Origin of the sequence: Curtobacterium sp. ODYSSEY 48 V2 (genome assembly GCF_023712625.1) — a bacterium.
GTDB lineage: Bacteria > Actinomycetota > Actinomycetes > Actinomycetales > Microbacteriaceae > Curtobacterium.
In genome coordinates this window covers 60223-80359 of sequence record NZ_JAMAXX010000002.1, presented here as the reverse complement: position 1 = coordinate 80359, position 20137 = coordinate 60223, and the positions used below count along the sequence as shown (strand labels likewise).

Annotated in this window: 18 protein-coding genes; 12 read left to right on the top strand and 6 right to left on the bottom strand. The window is 73.2% G+C overall.

What is annotated here, in order from left to right; translation table 11 throughout:
• Positions 1 to 32: 32 nt before the first annotated feature.
• From M3666_RS03050 to hrpA, 4 genes are all read left to right on the top strand, one after another.
• Complete coding sequence (locus M3666_RS03050) at positions 33 to 1100, top strand: NAD(P)-dependent oxidoreductase (protein ID WP_251154464.1); 1068 nt, start codon at positions 33 to 35, stop codon at positions 1098 to 1100.
• Between the two features lie 4 nt (positions 1101 to 1104).
• Positions 1105 to 1635, top strand: coding sequence for an AAA family ATPase (locus M3666_RS03045; protein ID WP_251154463.1), 531 nt, complete (start codon positions 1105 to 1107; stop codon positions 1633 to 1635).
• A 117-nt stretch (positions 1636 to 1752) separates the two neighbouring features.
• The gene (locus M3666_RS03040; protein WP_251154462.1) at positions 1753 to 3582 is read left to right on the top strand and encodes a thioredoxin domain-containing protein; all 1830 of its coding nucleotides are present in this window, start codon (positions 1753 to 1755) and stop codon (positions 3580 to 3582) included.
• Between the two features lie 37 nt (positions 3583 to 3619).
• Positions 3620 to 7489, top strand: coding sequence for an ATP-dependent RNA helicase HrpA (hrpA, locus tag M3666_RS03035; RefSeq protein WP_251154461.1), 3870 nt, complete (start codon positions 3620 to 3622; stop codon positions 7487 to 7489).
• A 6-nt stretch (positions 7490 to 7495) separates the two neighbouring features.
• On the opposite strand, the gene M3666_RS03030 is transcribed toward hrpA, so the two are convergent.
• Positions 7496 to 8089, bottom strand: coding sequence for a YbaK/EbsC family protein (locus tag M3666_RS03030; RefSeq protein WP_251154460.1), 594 nt, complete (start codon positions 8087 to 8089; stop codon positions 7496 to 7498).
• A gap of 43 nt (positions 8090 to 8132) precedes the next feature.
• Positions 8133 to 8804, bottom strand: coding sequence for a DUF2461 domain-containing protein (locus M3666_RS03025; protein ID WP_251154459.1), 672 nt, complete (start codon positions 8802 to 8804; stop codon positions 8133 to 8135).
• 61 nt (positions 8805 to 8865) lie between these two features.
• On the opposite strand from M3666_RS03025, the gene M3666_RS03020 reads away from it, so the two are divergent.
• From M3666_RS03020 to M3666_RS03010, 3 genes are all read left to right on the top strand, one after another.
• Positions 8866 to 9516 (top strand): CatA-like O-acetyltransferase, encoded by a 651-nt coding sequence (locus M3666_RS03020; protein ID WP_251154458.1) that lies wholly within the window; start codon positions 8866 to 8868, stop codon positions 9514 to 9516.
• A gap of 76 nt (positions 9517 to 9592) precedes the next feature.
• Positions 9593 to 10066: a nucleoside deaminase gene (locus tag M3666_RS03015; protein WP_209685539.1), complete on the top strand. Its 474-nt coding sequence runs from the start codon at positions 9593 to 9595 to the stop codon at positions 10064 to 10066.
• A 222-nt stretch (positions 10067 to 10288) separates the two neighbouring features.
• The gene (locus M3666_RS03010) at positions 10289 to 11161 is read left to right on the top strand and encodes a PASTA domain-containing protein (RefSeq protein WP_251154457.1); all 873 of its coding nucleotides are present in this window, start codon (positions 10289 to 10291) and stop codon (positions 11159 to 11161) included.
• Positions 11162 to 11357: 196 nt separating this feature from the next.
• On the opposite strand, the gene M3666_RS03005 is transcribed toward M3666_RS03010, so the two are convergent.
• Both M3666_RS03005 and M3666_RS03000 read right to left on the bottom strand, forming a co-directional pair.
• A complete protein-coding gene (locus M3666_RS03005) occupies positions 11358 to 12083 on the bottom strand; it encodes a response regulator (protein WP_235426364.1) in 726 nt (241 codons plus the stop codon).
• Positions 12080 to 13357 carry an ATP-binding protein gene (locus M3666_RS03000; protein ID WP_251154456.1) on the bottom strand — a complete coding sequence of 426 codons (1278 nt, stop codon included), beginning with the start codon at positions 13355 to 13357 and terminating at the stop codon, positions 12080 to 12082. The genes M3666_RS03005 and M3666_RS03000 overlap by 4 nt, the downstream gene beginning before the upstream one ends.
• Positions 13358 to 13492: 135 nt before the next feature.
• Here M3666_RS03000 and M3666_RS02995 point away from each other — a divergent pair, with 135 nt between their 5' ends.
• The 5 genes from M3666_RS02995 (at position 13493) to M3666_RS02975 (ending at position 18385) form a co-directional block, all read left to right on the top strand.
• Positions 13493 to 14563 (top strand): tripartite tricarboxylate transporter substrate binding protein, encoded by a 1071-nt coding sequence (locus M3666_RS02995; RefSeq protein ID WP_251154455.1) that lies wholly within the window; start codon positions 13493 to 13495, stop codon positions 14561 to 14563.
• Entirely contained in the window at positions 14560 to 15201 is a 642-nt protein-coding gene (locus M3666_RS02990) for a tripartite tricarboxylate transporter TctB family protein (protein WP_251154454.1), read from the top strand. Before M3666_RS02995 ends, M3666_RS02990 begins: the two co-directional genes overlap by 4 nt.
• Position 15202: 1 nt before the next feature.
• A complete protein-coding gene (locus tag M3666_RS02985; protein WP_209685533.1) occupies positions 15203 to 16723 on the top strand; it encodes a tripartite tricarboxylate transporter permease in 1521 nt (506 codons plus the stop codon).
• A 180-nt stretch (positions 16724 to 16903) separates the two neighbouring features.
• On the top strand, positions 16904 to 17911 hold the full coding sequence (locus M3666_RS02980) for a LacI family DNA-binding transcriptional regulator (RefSeq protein WP_251154453.1): 1008 nt from the start codon (positions 16904 to 16906) through the stop codon (positions 17909 to 17911).
• 84 nt (positions 17912 to 17995) lie between these two features.
• Positions 17996 to 18385, top strand: a complete 390-nt coding sequence (locus M3666_RS02975) for a VOC family protein (protein WP_235426366.1) — start codon at positions 17996 to 17998, stop codon at positions 18383 to 18385.
• Positions 18386 to 18510: 125 nt separating this feature from the next.
• On the opposite strand, the gene M3666_RS02970 is transcribed toward M3666_RS02975, so the two are convergent.
• Both M3666_RS02970 and M3666_RS02965 read right to left on the bottom strand, forming a co-directional pair.
• Entirely contained in the window at positions 18511 to 19254 is a 744-nt protein-coding gene (locus tag M3666_RS02970) for a triacylglycerol lipase (protein ID WP_251154452.1), read from the bottom strand.
• Positions 19251 to 20069 (bottom strand): alpha/beta fold hydrolase, encoded by an 819-nt coding sequence (locus M3666_RS02965; protein WP_251154451.1) that lies wholly within the window; start codon positions 20067 to 20069, stop codon positions 19251 to 19253. Before M3666_RS02965 ends, M3666_RS02970 begins: the two co-directional genes overlap by 4 nt.
• Positions 20070 to 20137: the final 68 nt, after the last annotated feature.

The window sequence follows — 20137 nt, the reverse complement described above, 5'->3', positions numbered from 1 at the left end:
CCGGGCCGTCCCCGCGGCACTAGCGTTGGCGCATGAGCACCAGACGCGCGGTCGTCCTCGGCGGTACCGGCGGGATCGGGTCGGCGGTGGTCCGAGACCTCCTCGACGTCTCCGGCCGCGGTGGCGACGACTGGCAGATCGACGTCGTGGCACGACACGGCGGTCCCGCAGCCGATGCGCTGACGGCGGCCGGCGCCTCCTTCGTGGCCGGTGACCGCCGCGACACGAGCGTGCTCCGCGAACTCCTGCGCCCCGGCGCCGACCTGCTCGTCGACACCGTGGGCGCGACCCGCGACGACGCCCTGCAGCTGCGACCGTTCCTCGACGACGTCGGCTCGACGGTGTTCGTGTCCTCGAAGGCGGTCTACGTCGACGACCGAGGGCGCCACGCGAACTCGGTCGGACGGCCGGTGTTCGGCGGCGCGGTCACGGAGCTCCAGCCGACCGTCGTCGCGGGCGACGGCGACCCGACCTCGCGCGAGGGCTACGGCGCCGCGAAGGTCGCCGCCGAACAGGTCCTGCTCGACCACGGCGCTCCCGTCACGGTGCTGCGCCCCTCGAAGGTGTACGGCGTCGGGATCGGCCGTCCCCGGGAGTGGTTCGTGGTGCGTCGCGCGCTCGACGGCCGGGAGCGGATCCTGCTCGCGGACCACGGACGGGGCGTCGACCACACGACGGCGGCGAGTGGGATCGCGTCACTCGTGCGCCTCGTCGCCGACGCTCCGGACCGCCGGATCCTCAACGTGGCCGACGAGACCGCGCCCGACGTGCTGGAGATCGTGCGGACCGTGGCCGGACTCGTCGACCACCGCTTCGACGAGGTCCTGCTCGACGAGGACGCCCCCGCCTTCGTCGGGACGACCCCGTGGAGCTCGCCGTCGCCGTTCGTCCTCGACACGACGGCGGCACGGGCGCTCGGCTGGCAGCCCCCGCGGTACGCCGACGCGGTGCGGCCCGAGGTCGACTGGCTGCTCGAGACCGCGCACGCCGTGCCGGCCGGTGGCGACGTCCCCTGGGCGGAGGACCCGTTCTGGGAGCGGATGTTCGACTACGGCCCGGAGGACGCCGCCCTCGTGCTGCTCTCGCTCGGCAGGGGCTGAGCCGGTGCCCCGCTCGGAGGTCCTGTTCGTCGGCGGGCGTTCGGGCGTCGGCAAGTCGACCGCGGCCGAGGCGCTCCACGACCTGCTGGTGGCTGCCGACGTCCCGCACGCGGTCATCGAGGGCGACCTCCTGGACCTCGCGCACCCGGCTCCGCACGTGGCGCACCCCGCCGTCCGGCTCGCCGAGCGGAACCTGCGCGCGATGTGGGCGGCGTACCGCGAACTCGGGCACCACCGGCTCGTCTTCACGAACACCGTGTCCGTGCTCGAGCACGAGCGGCTCGCCGCCGCGATGGGCGACGACCCGGTCGTCACCGCGGTCCTGCTCCGCGCCTCCGACGCCACCACCGCCGCGCGTCTGGCCCGGCGGGCGGGCGGCACGGTCCCGCATGCGCAGCTCGCCCGCAGCACGGCGACGGCCGGGAGGCTCGACTCGGCCGTCGCGGACACGGTCGCCCGGGTGGACACCGACGGCAGGTCCCCGCTCGTGATCGCGCGACGGCTCGCGTCGCTCACGGGCTGGCTGCCCGGCTGACCGCCGGCCCGGGCACGGTGTCCCGGACTCCCCGCCTGCGCCTGTGGACGAGCACGACCTGTCCACCGGTCACCGGATCGTCAGCACCGTCCAGCGCCCGCGGGGCAGGCTGGACGCATGAACGACAACCGGCTCGGGACCGCGGTCAGCCCGTACCTCCGTCTGCACGCCGACAACCCGGTGGACTGGCGCGAGTGGGGACCCGACGCGTTCGCCGCGGCACGGGAGCGCGACGTCCCGGTGCTCGTCTCGGTCGGGTACGCCACGTGCCACTGGTGTCACGTCATGGCGCGCGAGAGCTTCTCCGACCCCGAGATCGGCGAGCTGCTCCGTCGCGACTTCGTCGCCGTCAAGGTCGACCGAGAAGAGCGGCCCGACGTGGACGCCAGCCTCATGGCCTCCGCGAGCGCCTTCACGCAGCAGCTCGGGTGGCCGCTGACCGCGTTCACGACGCCCGAGGGGCGGGTGTTCTTCGCGGGGACCTACTACCCGCCGACCCCGGTCGGCCAGGTCGGGTCGTTCCGCCAGGTCCTCACGGCGGTGCTCGATGCATGGACCCAGCGGCGGCACGAGGTGGACGCGAACGCGAGCGCGATCGCCGCGGCGATCGCGCAGGGGGCGCAGGCCGACGCCACCGCCCGGGGTGGCGAGCGGTCCGACGCAGACACGCCGCGCCTCCCGTCCGTCGACGCGATCCGCTCCGTGACCGCGCAGCTCGTCTCGGCGGAGGACACCACGTACGGCGGCTTCGGCGGTGCGCCGAAGTTCCCGAGCGCGCCGCTCCTCGAGTTCCTCTCCGACGTCGCGGCCGACGGTGACGCCGCCGCACGCGGGTTGCTCGAGCGGAGCCTCCGGGCGATCCGGACGACCGAGCTGACGGACGCCGACGGCGGCGTGTTCCGGTACGCGACCAAGCGCGACTGGAGCGTGCCGCACTACGAACGGATGCTCTACGACAACGCGGGGCTGCTCGCGATCGCCGGGGCGGAGCAGGCACGGGGCATCGCCGACTTCCTGCGCGACACGCTGCGACGGCCCGACGGCGCCTTCGTCGCGGCGCAGGACAGCGAGTCGACCATCGACGGGCGACGCGTCGAGGGCGACTGGTACCGGCTGCCACTCGACGAGCGCGGGCGGTTCGACGCACCGCCCCTCGACGACCAGGTGCTGACGGGGTGGAACGGCCTCGCGATCCGCGGGCTCGCGCGTGCTGCGGCCCGGAGCGGTGACGACGAGTGCACCGCCCTCGCGCAGGGTGCCGCCGACGCGGTCCTGGCCGCCCACGTGCGCGACGGACACGTGGTGGTCCGGTCGAGCACCGCCCACGGCACGTCCGCGGCGCCTCCCACGATCGAGGACGTCGGACTGCTCGCCGAGGGGCTGCTCGAACTCGCGCTGCTCAGCGGCGAGGTCCGGTACGCCGAGACGGCACGCGCGCTCGTCGACGACGGCCTCGCCGGTCGCTTCGAGGTTGATCCGGTCCTGCGGGCAGCCGGAACGACGACGGGTGAGCAGCCGCAGACGGCACTGCGGTCCGGCACCGTCGCACTGGCTGCGACCGCGGCGACACTGGCCGCACTCACCGGTGACCGGGCACTCCGGGACGCCGCGACGCGGCTCGTCGCCGACCGTGCACGCACCGGTACCGAGCGGCCGCTCGGCCACGCCGACGCCCTCGGGGTCGCGCTCGCCCTGCAGCGTCCCTCGCGTGAGGTCGTCGTCGTGTCCGGCCGCGACGACCCGATGCGGTGGACCGGCCTCGCCGCCCGCCGGCCGGGCACCGTGGTCGCGACCGTGACCCCGGACCAGGCACGGGCGTGGGCCGCCGCCGGGTTCTCGCTGTTCGCCGGGCGGGACAGCGCAGCACCAGCCGCCTACGTCTGCCACGACCACGTCTGTGCGTTGCCGGCCCGGAGCGACGCCGCGCTCGCCGAGCAGCTCCGCTGACGACAGCCGCCGCACGGACCGCTATCCTGGAATGCTCATGTCTGCCACGCCCGTCATCACGTACCCGCCCGAACTGCCGGTGTCGCAGCGGCGGGACGACATCGCCGCCGCGATCCGTGACCACCAGGTCGTCATCGTCGCCGGCGCCACGGGCTCGGGCAAGACGACGCAGCTGCCGAAGATCTGCCTGGAGCTCGGCCGCGAGTCGATCGGGCACACCCAGCCCCGCCGGATCGCCGCCCGCACCATCGCCGAGCGCGTGTCCGAGGAGCTCGGCAGCGAGCTGGGCGACCTGGTCGGCTACCAGGTGCGGTTCACCGACAAGGTGAGCGGGAACACCCGGATCAAGCTCATGACCGACGGGATCCTCCTCAACGAGATCCACTTCGACCGTGACCTGGAGCGCTACGACACGATCATCATCGACGAGGCCCACGAGCGCTCGCTGACGATCGACTTCCTGCTCGGGTACCTGAAGCGGCTGCTCCCCCGGCGCCCCGACCTCAAGGTCATCATCACGAGTGCGACGATCGACCCAGAATCGTTCTCGCAGCACTTCGGCGGCGCTCCGATCATCGAGGTGTCCGGCCGGACGTACCCGGTCGAGGTCCGCTACCGGCCGCTCGTCGCCGACGACGCGGCGGACGGTGACACCGGTGCGGACGAGGGCGACGACACCGACCCGCGGACCGACGACAGCGGTGGCCGCGGTGGGAGCGCGGACGACCGCGACGTGCTCCAGGGCATCACCGACGCGCTCGACGAACTCGCGCGCGAGGACCCGGGCGACGTCCTCGTGTTCCTGTCGGGCGAGAACGAGATCCGCGACGCGCAGGAGGCGATCGAGGGCAAGCGCTACCCGGGCACGGAGGTCGTGCCGCTCTACGGCCGACTCTCCGCCGCCGACCAGCACCGCGTGTTCGAGCGCCGGACCACCCCGGGTGTCCGTCGCCGCGTCGTCCTCGCCACGAACGTGGCGGAGACCTCCCTGACGGTGCCGGGCATCAAGTACGTGATCGACACCGGTACCGCCCGCATCTCCCGGTACTCCCCGCGGGCGAAGGTGCAGCGGCTGCCGATCGAGGCGATCAGCCAGGCGAGCGCGAACCAGCGCTCCGGACGCGCGGGTCGCACCAGCGCGGGCATCGCGGTCCGGCTCTACTCCGAGGACGACTTCACGCGCCGTCCGGAGTTCACCGACCCCGAGATCCTCCGCACGAACCTCGCGGCGGTCATCCTGCAGATGATCTCCCTCGGCTTCGGCGACATCGAACGCTTCCCGTTCCTGCAGCCGCCGGACTCCCGGGGCGTCAAGGACGGCCTCGACCTGCTGCGGGAGCTCCGCGCGGTCGACCGCGACGGCCGGATCACCAGGTCGGGCCGACAGCTCACCCGGTTGCCGATCGACCCGCGGCTCGGCCGGATGGTGCTCGAGGCCGGTCGCCAGGGCGTCGGGCGCGAGGTCATCGCGATCGTCAGCGCCCTGAGCATCCAGGACCCACGTGAACGACCGCTCGAGAAGCGTGCCCACGCCGACCAGCTGCACGCCCGGTTCGCCGACCCGACGAGCGACTTCCTCACCCTGCTCAACCTCTGGAACCACATCGAGGACAAGCAGGAGGAGCTGTCGTCGAGCGCGTTCCGCCGCCTGTGCAAGGCCGAGTTCCTCAACTACTTGCGGATCCGCGAGTGGCAGGACCTGTACCGGCAGCTGTCCCGCGCCGCGAAGCAGGTCGACGTGCGGGTGGGCCAGTCGCGCTCCGAGGACGGCGACGCGGTGCACCGTTCGCTGCTCGCCGGGCTCCTCAGCCAGATCGGGCTGCGGGACAAGGAGAAGCGCGACTACCTCGGCGCGCGCAACGTCCGGTTCGTGGTGTTCCCGGGCAGCGTCCTGGCGAAGAAGCAGCCCGACGCCGTGATGGCCGCCGAGCTCGTCGAGACGAGTCGGCTGTTCGCCCGGACCGTCGGCCGGATCGACCCCGCGTGGGTCGAGCCGCTCGCCGGTGACCTGCTCAAGCGCACCTACGGCGAGCCGCACTGGGAGAAGAAGCAGGGTGCGGTCGTCGCGTACGAGCGCGTGACGCTGTTCGGTGTCCCGATCGTGCAGCGTCGCCGCGTGCAGTACGGGCGCGTCGACCCCGAGCACTCGCGCGAGCTGTTCATCCGCCACGCCCTGGTCGAGGGCGAGTGGGACGCGCAGCAGGCCTTCGACCGCGCGAACCGGAAGCTCCGTCGCGAGCTCGAGCAGCTCGAGGAGCGCACCCGCCGTCGCGACATCCTGTTCGACGACGAGCGTGTGTACGAGTTCTACGACGCACGGATCCCTGCGGACGTCGCCACCACCCGCGACTTCGAGGGGTGGTGGCGGACGACCCGTCGCGAGCAGCCGGACCTGCTCACGATGCGGCGGCAGGACCTGCTCGACGAGGACGCCGCCGAGGCCGCCCAGGACGAGCAGGAGTACCCGACGCAGTGGCGTTCCGGTGACCAGCGCCTGGCGATCAAGTACCGCTTCGAGCCGGGCGCGCAGGACGACGGCGTCAGCGTGCAGGTGCCGCTCGCGCTGCTCCCCCGCATGCGCGAGGAGGGCTTCGACTGGCAGGTCCGTGGCCTGCGGAAGGAACTCGTCACCGCACTCATCAAGTCGCTGCCGAAGCAGATCCGGAAGAACGTCGTCCCCGCTGCCGACTGGGCCGAGAAGATCGTCGCCGAACTGCCCGACGACGCTCCGACCGAGCCGACGGAGTCCTTCCGCGCGACCCTCGCCGCGGCGATCCAGCGGATGACGTACGTGCCGGTGACCGAGGCCGACTTCGACCTGTCCCGGGTGCCGGCGCACCTGCTGCCCACCTGGGCGGTCGTCGACGAGCGCGGCCGTCGGGTCGAGTCCGGCAAGGACCTCGCGGCCCTGCAGACGAAGCTGAAGGACCGGACGCAGCAGAGCGTCGCCTCCGCGACGGCGAGGGCAGCGGCCCGGCCGGGAGGCGCGGCGCGCGTCGCCGGGGCCTCCTCCGGCACGCAGGTGGAACGCTCCGGCCTCACCGCCTGGCCGTCCGACGACCTGCCGCAGGTCCTCGACACGAAGCAGGCCGGTGGCGTCATCCGTGCCTACCCGTCGCTGGTCGAGGAGGGCGACGGCCCCAAGGCGACGGTCGGTGTCCGCCTCCTGGCGACGCCCGGTGACCGCACTGTGAACATGCCCGCCGGCGTCCGTCGGCTCGTCATGCACGCCGTGCCCTCGCCGGTGTCGTACGTGCAGTCGCACCTCACGGCGCAGGAGAAGCTCGCGCTGGCCGCGAGCCCGTACGCGTCGACCGCGGCGCTGTTCGACGACGTGCTGGCCGCCGTCGTGGACGCGGGCATCCGACGCACCCACCCCGACGGTCTGGTCTTCACGAAGGCCGACTTCGAGGCGGTCCGCGATGCCGTGTCCGCCACCGTCGTCGACACGATGTTCACCGCCGTGTCCGAGGTCGCCGCCGTGCTCACCGCGCAGCGTGCGGCCGACAAGGCGATGAAGCAGGCGAACTCGATGGCGCTCCTGCCGGCGCTGACCGACATGCGCCAGCAGGTGGAGCGCCTGGTCTTCCCGGGCTTCGTCGCCGTCGCCGGGCTCGACCGGCTCCGGCGGATCCGGGTGTACCTGCGGGGTGTCGAGGCCCGCGTGCAGAAGCTCCTGCAGAACCCCGGACGTGACGCCACGTGGATGCGTGAGGTCACGGTCGCCACCGACCGCTACACCGACGCCGGTGGCGTGTTCCCGCCGTCGGTCGGTGCGCATCCCGAGCTCGTGCACGCACGGTGGATGCTCGAGGAGTTCCGCCTGAGCCTGTTCGCCCAGGAGCTCGGCACCGCCGAGACGGTCTCGCTGCAGCGGATCACGAAGACCCTGGCCGCCGCCCGATGACGGGGCTCAGCCGAGGTCGGTGGGGTCGGGGGCGTCCGGGGTGTCGGGGGCGTCGGCGGCCTGGTCCTCGACGGCCAGCCCCTCGACCACGGTGACGTTCGGCAGCGCCGCCAGGGTCCGCCCGGGCAGGAACACCTTCGCCCCGCGGAGCCCGGCGCCCACGACGACCTCCGGAGCACCGAGCACGCGGGCGTCGACGTACACCGGCCAGTCCGCTGGCAGCCCGATCGGGGTGATCCCGCCGTACTCCATGCGGGTCAGCTCGACCGCCTGGTCCATCGGCGCGAAGCTCGCCTTGCGGACGTCCAGCAGCTTCTTCACGACCCGGTTCACGTCGAGCTTCGTCGACGCGAGCACCACGCACGCCGCGTGGCGGACCTCGTCGCCGCGCTTCCCCACGACGACGATGCAGTTCGCGCCGCCCTCGAGCGGGTAGCCGTACGCCTCGGAGAACGCTGCGGTGTCGGCGAGGGCCGGGTCGATCGGCGCCGCCTGGATCGTCGACAGCAGGTCGCTCGGCAGTGCGACGAGCGCCTGGGCGACGGGGATCGCGAGGAACCCGGTGGCGACGAGGGCAGGGGAACGATCGAGCGTCGGCATGCCCCGAGCCTAGGGAGCATCCGACGGACGGGCGATCAGGCGGTCAGGCGCGCTCGTCGATCGACCGGGCTCCCGGCACGGGCGGCGCCGGGTCGTCCGAAGCCTCCGGGTCGTCCGCCCGTGCCCACTTCACCGTCCACCGGACCAGCGGCTGCACGCGGTCCCACGCCGCGGTGATGTCGTCGAGGGAGCTCTCCAGCGGCAGGTGCACGAGCGCCGCGTAGTGCTGCATCCGGAGCAGGTCGATCCGCGGGTGGTCCACGTCGTACCCGCGCGGGGCGGTCTTCAGCGGCGGTCCGGCCAGCTCGTACCCGGCATCGGTCAGTTCGCCGAGCTCACGCTGCAGCGCGGCCGCGGCCTGCGGGTGCTCGTCGATGGTGGTGCGCGCTGCCCGCAGCTGTGCGCGGGACGGTTCGTAGAGTCCACCGCCGACCTGCAACCCGTCCGCTCCGGCACTGAGGTACGTGCCGCCCGCGGTGAGACCGGTGTCCTCGCGGTAGGGCCGCTCGTCCGGCGTGAAGCGCAGGTCGCGGTGCTGCCGGAGCACCCGTCCGGCACCGTAGCGGCGCTCGGCCTCGTGCAGGAGCGCCTCCATCGGCTCCTGCACGTGCCGTTCCCAGTCGTCGCGGTGCTCCTCGAACCACGACTTCTCGTTGTGCGCGGCGAGCCCGCGGAAGAACGTCGCGAGCGCTGGTGAGAACGGCGTCGAGGGCATGCACCACTGAACCCCCGTCCGGTGCACGCGCGTCGGGAGTCCGGGGGACGAGACTGGCCGGGTGGACCGACTCCGACCGATCGACCTCGACCAGTGGCCCCGCGCCGAGCACTTCGCGCACTACCGGCGGGAGCCCTGTGCGTGGGAGATGACCGTGGAGGTCGACGTCACCGCCTTCGTCGACGCCGCCCGGGCCGCCGGCGCGAAGACGTACCCGTCGCAGATCTGGGTGCTCGCGACGGTCGTGAACCGGCACGACGAGTTCCGGATGCAGCTCACCGAGGAGGGCCGGCCCGCGGTGTGGGACGTGGTGCACCCGACCTTCACCGTCTTCCACCCCGACACCGAGACCTTCTCGGTGCTCGTCACCGAGTACGACCCCGACGCACGGGCGTTCCACGACGCCGTGGTCGCCACGACCGAGCGGTACCGCGACGACCACCGCATGTTCCCGCAGGGCACCGGTCGCACCGACCTCTTCGACGTCTCGACGCTCCCCCGCACGTCGTTCACCGGCTTCGCGCTGCACCTGACGGGCGCCGAGGACCACCTGGCGCCCGTGATCACGCTCGGGCGCTACCGGCAGGTGGAGGGACGCACCCGCATGCCGATGGCGCTCCGGATCAACCACGCGGCGGTGGACGGCTTCCACGCCTCGCGCTTCGTCACCGAGGTCGAGGAGCTCTTCGCCGACCCGTCCTGGCTCGGCTGACCAGCACCGCGATCCGATCGTCCCCGTCCCCCGGACGCACACGCGACGAGCACCGGCCGGGAGCACCGTGGCCGGCATGCACGACGACGAACTCACCGCCCTCGCGGTCTCCCGCGCCCTCGACAACGTCCACGACGGTGGCAAGCCCTTCGCCTGCCTGATCGTCCGCGACGGCGAGGTCGTGGTCGAGGCCGTCAACCACGTCGCCCAGACCGGCGACCCGACCGCGCACGCCGAGATCCGCGCGATCCGCGCCGCCGCCGAGCAGGGCATCACCGACCTCACCGGCCACGAGGTGTTCGTCACCGCGTACCCGTGTCCGATGTGCCTCGGCGCGCTGTACTACGCCCAGCCGGACCGTGTGGTCTTCGCCGCGACGCGGGAGCAGGAGGGCGAGCACTACGAGGACGGCAACCGCTTGATGACGCTCGCCACCTTCTACGACGAGTACGCGAAGCCCGTCGCGGAGCGCGCCCTTCCGAGCGAGCAGGGCCGGGTCGACGACCCGACGGCCCCGTTCCGCGAGTGGACCGCCCGCCACCCGTCTTGACCGAGGTGACGTCTGTCTCCGAGCCGGGAACCGCGCCGACGGTTCCTGGCGACCGAGCGAACTACCGAACCAGGAGTGCAGCGGCTACGGTCATCCTGACCATCACTCATTCAGGAGTCTCCAATGTCCGCACCGTACGCCCCGGGTACGCCGCAACCGCCCTTCGCACCGCAATCCGGAGACCCGAGAAATCGGACCGTCCCGCTCGCAACCGCGTCCCTGGTGCTCGGGATCATCGGCCTCGCCATCGCCTTCATCCCGGTTCTGCTCCACTTCGGGTTCATCCTCGGGGTCCTGGCCCTGGTCTTCGGCCTCGTCACACTGCGTCACCGCCTGCAGAAGTCGTTGGCTGGCGTCATCCTGGGCGGTGCTGCTGTTGTCGTCTCCCTCCTCTTCGGGACCATCTACGGGGTGGCGTCGCTCGGTGCTGCCAGCGAGACGGCGGCTTCGTCGACCTCCGCGACCGAGGCCGCCGAGGTCGCGGAAGTTGCGCCAGTGGAGGTGCCTGACGTCGTCGGGAAGACCTTCGACGAGGCAACCGACCTGCTCAAGGCCGCTGGTTTCAACGTCGGTGGGGGCGGCGAAGCTGCCGACACGGTCGCTTCACAGGCACCCGACGCCGGAGCGAGCGTAAAGCCGGGTACCACCGTCCTCTTGACGCCGGCAGCCGATGACGGTTCGAGCGCCGCCAACCCCGCTCCGGCCGGAACCAAGTTCGAGATGACGAGCACGAACCGCCTCGACGGGTCGTCCGCCGACTACACGCAGTGGGTCGACGGCTACAACGACAACTTCACGTCGTCCAACCAGTTCGAGCAGCCGGACGCCGGGATGAAGTACGTGCTCCTGATCGTGCACGTCACGGCCACGACCGCGGGAGTCGAAGCGGGATCTGTCGCCTACGACCTCGCGCTTGCTGGCACGGACGGCTCCGTTTACGACTCCGAGTTCATCACCGGCGCGAAGTCGATGCCGAGCGTCACACTCGGTGCCGGCCAGAGCGCGAGCGGAGAGGTCGTCTTCCAGGTCCCGAACACCTTCCACGGCGGAATCGTTTCCTTCGGTGACGGCAGCGTGTTCGCAAAGACGAACTGAGCTGCGCCGCCTCATTCCGCGAGTGGACCGCCCGCCACCCGTCCTGACCGGACGCCCGCCCGCCACGGATGCGTCCGTACGGCGGGGCGGCACCACGCGACGCGCGTGACCCGGTGACGGACGGGAGGCCCGTGGCGACGCCGCCACGGGCCTTCCCTCCGTCACGGATCGCGACCCGGCTGCCGTGGCCGGGCCTTCAGGGAGCCGGCGTCAGCCGGTAGAGCACCTGCGGACGGCCTCGACGGCCGTACCGGTGCGCCAGGTCGATGGCGCCCGTCGCGACGAGGTGGTCGAGGTACCGGCGGGCGGTGGCCCGCGAGGTGCCCGTCGCTGCCGCGACCTCGTCGACCGAGCGGGCGACCACGGGGTCGAGCGCCGTCACGACCCGACCGAGCGTGGTGGCGCTGACGCCCTTCGGGAGGGCGTCCTCGGGCGCTCTCGTCGCCGTGCGGTCGGGTCCGACCACGCGCACCGATCCGGTGGCGAGCAGCCGGTCGACGTCGCCCTGCCCCATCGGGACGTCGCGCTGCGCGTCCTCGCGGGACCGACGTTCGGCCGCGTAGGCGCGGAGCCGGTCCTGCAGGGCCTCGCGGTCGAACGGCTTCAGCAGGTACCCGACCGGGTGCGCGGCGAGCGCCTGCCGGACGGTGACCTGGTCGCGGGACGAGCTGACGACCAGCACGTCGGTGTCGTCGACGCCGGCGACGTGCATGCGGTGCAGGACCTCGATGCCGCTGATGTCGGGCAGGCGCATGTCGAGCAGCACGAGGTCGACCCCGCGCTCCACGGATGCCAGCGCGGCGCCGCCGGACGCGACCGCCCCGACGACGGCGAACCCCTCGGTCGCGGCCACCCACCGGGTGTGGAGTGCGCGAGCGCCGGCGTCGTCGTCGACCACGAGCACGCGGAGCGCCGCCGTCACGATCCCGCCGCCATCTCGACGTCGAGCCGGGCACCGCCGAGCGCTGCCGACCGTCCGACGACCACGGATCCGCCGCGGTCGGTGGCGGTGCGTCGGACGAGTGCCAGGCCGATGCCGCGCCCGAGGCCGCTCTCGTCGGTCTTCGACGACCACCCGCGGGTCAGCACGCGGTGCGCGTCGGCCGGGTCGATGCCCGGTCCGTCGTCCTCGACCGTCACCGTCACACGCCCGTCATGCGAGCCGATGGTGCAGCTGACGGTGGCCGCCCCGGCCTCGGCGGCGTTCCGGCACAGGTTGGCGAGGACGAGCAGCACCGCGTCGTCGAGCACGACGTCGTCGGCGATCCGCAGGTCGAGCGTGGTCCCGGCCACGGCGAGCTCCGAGCGCACCGCCGCGACCGACGCCGTCGCCACCGCACCGCGGCGCGGCGACCCGGCACCGCCGCCGCTGGTCAGCCCGGGTGCCACGGCGTCGATGTAGGCCATCGCGTCCTCGTCGTCCCCCTGTTCGACCAGTCCGCGCACCACGTGCAGACGGGTGCCGAACTCGTGTGCCTGCTCGCGCAGCGCCTCGGTCGTCCACCGGACCTGCCGGCTCTCCGCGTCGACCGCGTCGGCTCGGCGGAGCCGTCGGGCGATCACGAGTGACAGGAGCACGCTCGCGAGCGTCGCCGCGACGAGCGCGCCGGTGCTCCACGGGAGCAGGGTGCCGAGGGCCCGTTCCCGGTCCGCCGCGATGGTGGACTCGAGCACGCCGACCGCCACGACGCCGACGACCTCGCCCTCCTCGCCGACGACGGGCACCTTCGCACGCAGGGTCGTCCCGGTCGGGCCGGTCTCGGTGCCGACGAACTCCGCACCGCGGAGCACGGGCGCGATCGTCGTCTCGACGGGCTCACCGCGTTCCGCCGGGTCCGGGTGGGTGATCCGCACGCCGTCGTCGTCGGTGACCACGACGTACGAGACGCCGGCGGCACCCTCGACGAGCGTCGCGATCGGTTGCAGTGCCGCGGTGGCGGAGGCGAGGTCGTCGGCGTCGGCGAGCGCGCCGGGTGCGCCTCGGTCGGCGACCGACGCCACCGCGTCCCGCACCTCGGGCAGGTCGGCCAGGCTCGACGCGACGCCGGACACCTGGTCGACCACGGACGTGCGGATGGCGCGCTCCTGCACCACGGCCGCGACCCCGGTCGTGACACCCGTCGCCGCGAGCACGATGACGCTCGGCAGCGCGAGCACCGCGGTCCGCCGCAACCGCCCGAGACGAGCCCTGGTCACCGTGGCGTCCCCCTTCGGCCGCGACGCCGTGAGCGTCAATGAGCACATCTCCGCCGCCGGGTGCTCGCCCGGTCGGCGGCTGCCATCGTACTTCTCGACCTGCGGCACGACGACGTGCGCAGGAGGGAGCCAGCAATGCCAGAGCAACCAGTGCAGCCGGAGCAACCCGTGCCCGCGGAGCAACCAGTGCCGGAGCAGCCGACGACGGGGACGCCGGGTCCGCCGCGTGCCCGTCGCCCCGTCGCACGCGTGGTCGGGACAGCCGTCGCCGCGGTGTCCATCGCGGTCGCGGCCTTCGGCTCGGTGACGTCGGCAGCGGCCGGGGGTGACCCGACCCGGTCGGTGACCCTCGTGGCGCCGGCGGCGGCCGGCGGCGGTTGGGACGGCGTCGCACGGTCCATGCAGCAGGCGCAGCGCGCGAACGGCATCGTCAACTCGGTCCAGGTGGTCAACATGCCGGGCGCCGGTGGCACCATCGCGCTCGGGAACGTCGCTCGGCTCGCCGGACAGACGGACACGCTGCTCGTCGGCGGGACGGGACTCCTCGCGGCCGAGATCCAGTTCGGCTCCGCGGTCACCCACGACGACATCACGCCACTCGCGGTCACCGTCGAGGAGTACGACGTCCTCGTCGTCCCCGCCGACTCGCCGTACGAGACGCTCGACGACCTCGTCAGCGCCTGGCGCGAGCGACCCGGCTCGGTGCCGTGGACGGGCGGCGGCTCGTTCGACCAGCTCGTCGTCACCGACCTCGCCGTCTCGGCCGGGATCGACCCGAAGGACACGAACTACATCCCGTCGGACGGCGGTGGCGAGGCCATCCAGGCGCTCCTCAACGGCACGGCGGCGGCGGCCTCGGGCGGGTACCCGGACAACATCGACCAGATCGAGTCCGGTCGTCTGCGCGCACTCGCGCTCGTCGCGGCGGAGCCGGTCGAGGGCATCGACATCCCCACGGCGGTCGAGCAGGGGCACGACGTCACGCTGACGAACTGGCGCGAGATCGCCGCACCGGGCGGCCTCGACGACGAGCAGCGGGCGCAGCTCACCGACATCGTGCTGGACACGCTCGACACCCCCGAGTGGGCGGACGCCGTGGAGCGGTACCACTGGACCGAGCGGATCATCACGGGTGACGAGCTCGACGCGTTCATCGACGAGGAGCGCGAGCGCATCACCGGGCTGTACGAGGAGCTGGGCCGATGAGCCGTCCGAGCAACCCCACGTCGTCCTCCGCGGTCGTCGGACAGCGGCTCACGCTGCGGGCCGACCCCGGCCGCGTCGCCGCGGTGGCGAAGGAGCTGACCACCCCGGCGCTCTTCACCGCCTTCGCGGTCTACCTCGTCGTCGGCATCGTCACGATGGAGGTCCCCGACGGAACCGCGTTCCCCGGGCCCGCGGTGTTCCCCGGCATCGTCGCCGCCGCACTCCTGCTGCTGGCCGCCCTGCTGGTCGTCCGGTCCGTCCGGGCTGCGCGCGGCCGACGGGTCGGGTCCGACGGCACACCGTCGGAAGCCCGCACCGACGCCGCCGTCCGCGCCGACGCGCACACCGCCGACACTGGAACGACCGGCACCTCGGTCGAGCAGCGCTCGGTCCGCGTCGACTGGCGCTCCCTGGCCTGGGTGGTCCTGTCCTTCGCCGCCTTCGCCCTGCTGCTCGGCGTGCTCGGGTGGATCGTCGGTGCCGGACTGCTCTTCCTCGGTGTCGCGAAGGGGCTCGGCGCCCCGGGGTGGCTGCGTCCGCTCGTCGTCGGGCTGACGGTGAGCGCGATCAGCTACATCGCCTTCGACATGCTGCTCGACCTGTCGCTGCCCTCGGGCATCGTCGGATGGGAGTTCTGACGTGGACGTGCTCGGTCTCCTCGGTGACGGCTTCGCCGGCGCCCTGACCCCCGCCAACCTGCTCTGGGTCGTCGTCGGGTGCCTCCTCGGCACCGCGGTCGGCGTCCTCCCCGGCCTCGGCTCGTCGATGGCGGTGGCGCTGCTGCTGCCCGTGACGTTCTCGCTCGACCCGACCGCGGCGTTCATCATGTTCGCCGGCGTCTACTTCGGCGGGCTCTTCGGTGACTCCACCATGGGCATCCTGATGAACACGCCGGGCCAGGCCTCGGCCATCGCCTCGACGTTCGAGGGCCACAAGATGGCGCTGAACGGACGAGCGGCCCAGGCACTCGCGACGGCCGCGATCGGCGCGTTCGTCGGCGGCATGATCGCCTCGGTCCTGGTCGTGTTCCTCGCACCGGCGCTCGCGTCGTTCTCGTCGAGCTTCGGACCGGCGGAGTTCTTCGCCCTGGCACTCTTCGCGTTCGTCACGACGTCGTCGGTCGTCACCGACGACGCACTGAAGGGCCTCGGCTCGCTGTGCCTCGGCCTCGGCATCGCGGTGATCGGCGTCGACGGCATCTCGGGTGCGCCGCGCTTCACGATGGGCGTGCCCGAGCTCTTCGACGGCATCTCGCTCGTCACGGTGACGGTCGCGGTCCTCGCGCTCGGCGAGGTCATCTACGTCGCGTGCCTGGCCCGACACCTGAAGGACGGCCGGATGGTGCAGGCGACCGGACGCCCGTGGCTCTCGAAGCGGGAACTGCGCGAGGCGGCCCCCGCCTGGCTGCGGGGCACCGCGATCGGGCTGCCCTTCGGCGTCGTGCCCGCCGGCGGGTCGGAGATCCCGACCTTCCTGGCGTTCGGGCTCGAGAAGCGTCTCGACGCCCGCCGGAAGGACCCGCAGTTCGGCACGGGTGCGATCCGCGGCCTGGCGGCACCCGAGGCAGCCGGCAACTCCACGACCGGCATGGCGATGGGTGCGCTGCTGTCCCTCGGTCTGCCGGTGTCGGCGACCGCCGCGATCATGCTCGCCGCGTTCCGCCAGTACGGCCTGCAGCCGGGTCCGCTGCTCTTCGACCGGTCCCCCGACCTGGTCTGGGCGCTGCTGGCGTCGTTCTTCATCGCGATGGTGGTGCTGCTCGTCATCAACCTCCCGTTCGCGATGCTGTGGGCGAAGCTGCTCCGGATCCCGCGGGCGTACCTCTACGCGGGCATCGCCGTCTTCTGCGGGCTCGGCATCTACGCGACGAGCGGTTCGGTCTTCGACCTGCTCATGCTGCTCGGCATCGGCCTCGTCGGGTTCCTCATGCGGGCCCTCGACATCCCGCTCGCACCGCTCATCATCGGGATGGTGCTCGGTCCGCTCGCCGAGACGAGCCTGCGGGACGCGGCGCTGAGCGCCGACGGGGACTTCTCGGTGCTGGTGGCCGGCCCCATCCCGATCGTGCTCTACGCGGTGCTGGCGGTCGTGGTCGCGGTCACGGTGACCGGCCGCGTCCGCGCCCGCCGAGCGGCACGACGCGAGCTGGTCGACGCGTAGCCACGACCGAGCGTCGCCGGCCCGCGGCACGCGGTCCGGGTCGGACCCGCCCCGTGTCGGACGGGAGGCACGGGGCGGTCCTGCACCGCACCTCCCGTCCGTCACCGCGACGGACGGGAGGCACGTGGCGGCACCGCACCGCGCCTCCCGTCCGCCGGGTGGCGCGCTACGCTCGTCCCGATGCGCGCGACCGTGCGGGACGTGGCGGCCCTCGCCGGGGTCTCCCCGAAGACCGTCTCCAACGTGGTGAACGGCGGCGTGCCCGTGCGGCCGGCGACACGGGAGCGGGTCGAGCGCGCGGTCGCCGAGCTCGGCTACGTGCCGAACCTGTCCGCGCGCGGCCTGCGCAACGGACGCTCCGGCGCGATCGCCCTGACGCTGCCCGAGCTCGGCAGCGCCTACTCGGCCGAGCTCGCCCAGTGGTTCGTCGAACTCGCCCGCGAGCGCAGCTGGACGGTGCAGCTCGACCAGACCGGACACGACCCGGGACGTGAGCGGGACCTCGTCTCCCGGGCCCGGGCCCACCTGGTGGACGGCCTCGTGCTCAACCCGGTGTCGCTCAGCGCGAGCGTCCTGGCCGAGACCGAGGGGCTCCCGCCGACCGTCGTCATCGGCGAGGTCGAACCGGAGCACGTCGACCAGGTGCACGTGGACAGCCGCCGTGCCGCACGCGAGGTCACGACCCACCTGCTCGACCGCGGGCACCGTCGGATCGCGGTCGTCGGAGCCGCCCGTCCGACGGACGCCACCGCCACGAGCGAGCTGCGCGACCAGGGTCACGCGGATGCGCTCGGCGCGGTCGGCCTCGAGGTCGACCCCGCCCTGCGCGTGCCGCTGCCGACGTGGTCGACGAGTGCGGCGGCGGCGGGGTTCGCGACCTGGCTGGACGCGCACCCGCTGCCGGACGCGGTGTTCGCGTACACGGACTCGATCGCCTTCGGCGTGCTGCACGTCCTGGCGGCACGGGGTGTCCACGTGCCGGAGCAGGTCAGCGTCGTGGGGTTCGACGACGTCGACGCCGCAGCCTTCGCGATCCCGGCGCTGACGACGGTGTCGTTCGACCGGCGGGCCTTCGCCACGGCGGCGCTCGACCTGCTCACCCGACGCATCGCCGACCCGACGGCCGCTCCGGAGACCGTCGTCGTGCCGCACCGGATCGTCGAGCGCGCGAGCGTCGCCGCCCGCTGACCAGCCGGCAGCCGTCGCGCGTCCGTCGCGCGGCCGTCGCGGTGCTGGACCGTCCTGTCGACAGGCCCGGGTACCGTGCGCCGCATGAGTGCCGACGACCCCGCGATGCCCGTGCTGACCGCGACCGTCCTGCAGTCCCCCGACCCGGTGCGCCTCGCGCGGTTCTGGGGTGCGCTGACCGGGTGGACCGTGCACGAGGACGGTCCGACCTGGCTGCGGGTGCGCCCGGCCGACGGCGGGGTCGGGCTCTCGGTGCAGTACGACGACGCCTACGAAGCACCGACCTGGCCCCCGGTCACGGGGACGCAGGGCATGCAGCTGCACCTCGACCTGCAGGTGGAGGACCTCCACGCCGCGACCGCCCGCGCGCTCGAGCTCGGTGCGACCGAGGCGGACTTCCAGCCCCAGGACGACGTGCGGGTGCTCCTCGACCCCGACGGGCACCCCTTCTGCCTGTTCCTGCCCGGCGCCTGACCGCGGCGGCGGCGGCGCGGCACGGCCCCGAGACTCGGCCAGGCGGACGAGACTCGCGGGCCCCGGGGACGAAAGTGTCCGTCAGCGCGAGTCTCGCGCACGGCCGCCGCACGGCCTCTCGCGGCTCAGCCCGCTGAGCCCGGGCCCGCGGCCGCGTCGAGCACGACCTCGCGGGTCTGCTGCGCGCCGAGGATCCGGAAGTGCCCGCCGACGGGCACGCGCACGTTCGTGGCCCCGGCGAGCTCGCTGCCTCCCGGGATGAGCGTGTCGAAGACCCCGTAGACGGACGTGATCCGGGCGTTCACGGCGAGGTCGCGTCCGAGCGCTGCGAGCACCGGGTCCGCCGCACGGAAGGCCCGCAGGTGCGGCACGGGCGCCAGCCGGGCGTACACGGACCCGCCGAACGGCGTCGACACCGCCACCATCCGGTCGATGCGCTCCCCCTCGGGCAGGGTCATCGCGTACTTGCCGATCAGACCGCCCTTGCTGTGCGCGACGACCAGCACCCCACGGAGGTCGTGCTCGTCGAGGTACGCCAGGACCTCGCGCGCCGACTCCGGCACGGGACGCAGGTTGTGCCGCAGGACGGGCAGCACGTGCACCGGGTGTCCGGCGTCGTGCAGGGCGTCCATCAGCGGGCGCATGAAGTGCCAGGTCTCGTAGACGCCGGGCACGACGACGACCGGCTGGCCGTCACCGGTCCGGTAGTCCTCGGCGGTCGTCGGTCCGGTGCTCCGCAGCTGCCACCGCGCGGCGTACCACCAGTCGAGGGCGGCCCACCAGGCACGACGCAGCAGCGGCACACGGCCGGGAGGCACGGCCGCCGTCCCCGACGCCGCTCCCGTCCCCGGGGTGGTCCGGTCCGTCACCGTGCCGGCCCCGTCGTGGTGTCACCGGTCGACGGGCCACCGGCCGCGAGGTCCTCGACGGTCTGCACCCGCCGGAACTCGTCGACCAGCCGCGCGAACGCGACGGGCTGCCGGTCCTGCACGTGGTGACCGCCGGGGAGCTCGACCAGGACACCCCGACGCGCTGCGACCGCGAGCGCAGCAGCCCAGTCCCGTCGCCCGATCGGGTCGCGGTCGCCGCGCACGACGAGCACCGGCTGCGGGAGCTCCGGGACGGTGTCCTCGAGCCGGTAACGGAGCATCGGTCGGAGCTGCCGGACGTACTGCCGCAGGCTCCGCAGGTAGTCGGTGAGCACGACGAGGTTCATCCGCGGGTCCTCGACGAGGCAGTCGCGTCCGAGGTCCGTCGCCTGCTGCAGCAGCGTCCGCCGCGCCGGGTCCACGACGGGCCCGACCAGGACGACCGCGGTCACCGTCTCGGCGTGCCGACGGGCTGCCTCGACGACGACCTGGGTGCCCATCGACTGGCCGACGAGCACGAGGTCCCCGACGCCGCGGGACCGGACGGCTCCGACCACCAGGTCGCCGAGCTCGTGCAGGTCGAGCGGGCGGCCTGCCGGGGGGAGCCCGCCGAAACCCGGCAGGTCGACCGCGACCGTGCGGTGGGTGCGGGCGAGGTGGCGCTGCGTCCGGTCGAAGGAGCGGTGCGACATGCCGATGCCGTGCACGAGGACGACCGTCGGCGCGAGCGTGTCGTGCAGCCGCCCGGCCGGCGCGAGGGTCCGGAGCCGCACGGACAGCCCACCGACCTCGAAGGACTCCACCCGTGCGCGCACGGTGCGAACCTACCCGGCGCTCCCCGGCGCGGCATCAGCCTGATCGGCACGCGCCTCTCGACGCGGGG